3 protein-coding genes and 1 pseudogene are annotated in these 2,194 nt (G+C 69.9%); all 4 read right to left on the reverse strand.

What is annotated here, in order from left to right; translation table 11 throughout:
- Positions 1 to 120: 120 nt before the first annotated feature.
- The gene (locus tag AC1DU6_RS28475) at positions 121 to 585 is read right to left on the reverse strand and encodes a DUF4402 domain-containing protein (RefSeq protein ID WP_056197950.1); all 465 of its coding nucleotides are present in this window, start codon (positions 583 to 585) and stop codon (positions 121 to 123) included.
- A 4-nt stretch (positions 586 to 589) separates the two neighbouring features.
- Complete coding sequence (locus AC1DU6_RS28480; RefSeq protein WP_457323368.1) at positions 590 to 1,039, reverse strand: hypothetical protein; 450 nt, start codon at positions 1,037 to 1,039, stop codon at positions 590 to 592.
- Between the two features lie 20 nt (positions 1,040 to 1,059).
- Positions 1,060 to 1,629, reverse strand: coding sequence for a DUF4402 domain-containing protein (locus AC1DU6_RS28485; protein WP_457323369.1), 570 nt, complete (start codon positions 1,627 to 1,629; stop codon positions 1,060 to 1,062).
- Positions 1,630 to 1,728: 99 nt separating this feature from the next.
- Positions 1,729 to 2,194: pseudogene (locus AC1DU6_RS28490) on the reverse strand (patatin-like phospholipase family protein); the annotation flags it as partial.

Raw genomic sequence — 2,194 nt, forward strand, 5'->3', positions numbered from 1 at the left:
CGCCAGCAGCAGCAGCCCGAGGGCCGCCAGCCGGATGAACTTGGTCTTTGCACGCATACCGGCATCGTCGCCAGGACTTGAGCGGTGCAAAGCTCGCAAAAGCACCGGAGTTGCCGGTCTTTACTGGTAGTTCACGGTGACGTTGAAGGAGCCGGAATAGCTGCCCGTGGCCTGTAGGTTGCTCACGGTCAGCGTGGCGCCGACGTTGATTTGCTGGGTGCCACCGCCGCCCAGCACGCCTGTGCCGGAGGGGCTGCTGACGAAGCTGTTCAGCGCCATGCTGCCGCTGGCGCCATCGGTGAGGAAGACGGTGCCGTCCGCCGGCAAGGTGATGACGAACACCGCGCTCGGCGTGCCGGTGATCGTGAACTGGGCGGCACTGGCCGTGCCGGCCTGGTTGACGAGGATGACGCTGCCCGTCTTCAGGCGCGCGCCGCCCGGGCTGACGCTGACCGTGCCGCCGCTGCCGGCCGTGAAGGCGCCGAAAGACAGGGCGCCGTTGTTGACCAGGGTCTGACCGGGCGCGGCCGCGCTGGCGACCAGCAGCAGCGCGGCCAGGGCGCGATGACGGGTCAGCCCGCGCATGGCCTCAGTTGAAGGCAACGGTGATAACGAGAGGGCCCTCGCCATCGCCGCCTTCTCCTGCAGGCAAAGCGGCGGCCACGGACACGGCTGCAGCCGGGCCACGCGCCAGCAGCGCCGCGCTGGCCGCGGGGACGATGTCAACGCCAAAGGCCTGCCTGGACTCCACCGCGCTGCCGATCCACAGGGGCAGGGCGCGCAGGATGGCCGGCGTGGTCGCGCTCGCCACGCGCGTCACCAGGTCACCCGTGGCGGGGCCGGCGGGGGCGTCCCGCGCCAGCAGCAGGTCCTGCACACTGACGGGCACACCCAGCCAGGCGTTCACCGTCACGGGCACGATGACGGCCGCGCTGGCCTGGGCCGCGGCACTGGCGGCCACGGCTGGCGCCTGTGGCAACAGAGTGCACCACAGTGCGGTGGCGGCGCAAAGGCCGTGAATGCGGAAGGCGGTCGTCATGGCCGCAAGGAGGATAGGCCTCAGTTGTAGGCGACGGTCACCTTGACGATGCCCGTGTAGGTACCCGCGGCCTGGGCGGCGCCCACCGTCAGCTTGCCGCCGACAAAGATATAGGCGGCGCCGGCAGCCAGCGTGCCTGTGGTGGCGTCGGTGGTTTCGTCGGTCTTGCCGGTCGCCGTCGCGGTCGCGACCGCCTCGGTGATCCAGTCGATGGCCATCGTGTTCGCGCTCGCGTCGGTCAGCACCGTGTCGCTGCCGGTGTAGTCGATGGAGAAGGTGTTGGTGCCGGCGCCGGTCACGTCAAAGCGCGCGGCCACGGGCGCGACGCCAGTGGGCAGGACGGCCGTGCCGGACTTGGTGCGGGTGCCGTCGGTGGCCAAGGTCACGACGCCGTTGCCGGCGACCAGATTGCCGAACACGAGGTCGGCCGACTTGGTCACCGCGATGGGCTGCAGCACGACGGCGGTGGCGCTGGCGGTCGCGTTGTCGGCGGCCTGTACGCCGCGCATGCCAGCGGCTCCCAGCAGCACCAGGGCGCTCAAGGCCAGCAGGCTTTGCGGACGAACGGATCTTTTCAACGATGTGGTCATGGGGCGCTCCTCGGCTCCTGGATGTGCCGACCCACGAATGCTGCGGGCCCGCTCAACAGGCTTATCGGCCGATCAGCGCCGAGCTTGACGGTCATTTCTTTACCAGCTCGGCCCCAGCAGCAAATAGGCCGCTGTCTCGCCGCCGCGCGTCGTGCCGAGCGCCAGGTAGAACGGCCCGAATCGCGTGTCCACGCTGAGAAAGCCGCTGGCGGCCTGCTTCCAGCCGCTGCTGGGTATGTTGGACAGCTTGAGGCCGGAGCCGGCGCCGATGGCACCCGTCTCCAGCGAGAAACCGACGCGCACCGCGCCGCCCAGGCCGACAGGCATCTCGCCGATGCGCCGCGCCATGACGACGCGCAGCAGGGCCATGTTTTCACCCACCAGCGACGCATCGGGCGTGCCAGACAGGCGCAGATAGCCCCCGAGAGAGCGCGCCTGCCCGCGTTCGGCGTGGGCGAACTCGCCGTAGAGCTGGCCGGCCCACTCGCCCAGCCGCAAGGCCGACAAGCCGATCAGCGAGGCGTTGATGACGCTGGCCTCGCCGCGCGGATGCAGCCATTCGATG

The organism is Roseateles sp. P5_B10, assembly GCF_056400485.1.